This window comes from Massilia sp. CT11-108 (assembly GCF_047302915.1).
GTDB lineage: Bacteria > Pseudomonadota > Gammaproteobacteria > Burkholderiales > Burkholderiaceae_D > Telluria > Telluria orientalis.
Window position 1 is genome coordinate 1 of record NZ_JBKYMO010001257.1, and the last position, 438, is coordinate 438.

Annotated in this window: 1 protein-coding gene; it reads right to left on the reverse strand. The window is 71.9% G+C overall.

Annotation, left to right across the window (positions count from 1 at the left end):
• Positions 1-87 precede the first annotated feature (87 nt).
• Positions 88-438, reverse strand: a 351-nt coding sequence (locus ACEN88_RS34300; protein WP_413346858.1) for a TolC family protein, incomplete at its 5' end; no start/stop codon positions are given.

Below are 438 nucleotides of genomic sequence, written 5' to 3' on the forward strand. Positions count from 1 at the left end.
CCGCGGCGGCGGAAGTCGTGGCGCAGCATCCAGGCCGACAGCGCCACGTCGCCCGCCAGGTACAGCGCGCTCCATGCAGGCATGGTGTTACTCCTGCGCGGTGAGCTGGTCCGCGTGCCAGCCGCCGCCCAGCGACTGGATCAGCGCCACGGCCGTCGTCTGCCGGTTGCCCTGCGTCTGCACGAGCGCGCGGCGCGCGTTCAGCGCCGTCACCTGGGCCTGCACCACTTCCGAATAACTCACCTGGCCGGCCTTGTAGCGGTTCAGCACCTGCTCCTCGACCTTGTCCGCCGCTTCCGATGCCTGGCGCTGCAGGTCCTGCTGCTGCGCCAGCACGCGCGTGGCGTTCAACTGGTCCTCGACGTCGGCGAAGGCGTCCAGCACCGTCTGGCGGTAGCGCGCGACGGCCTGCTCGCGCGCCGCGTCGGCGCCCTGCAC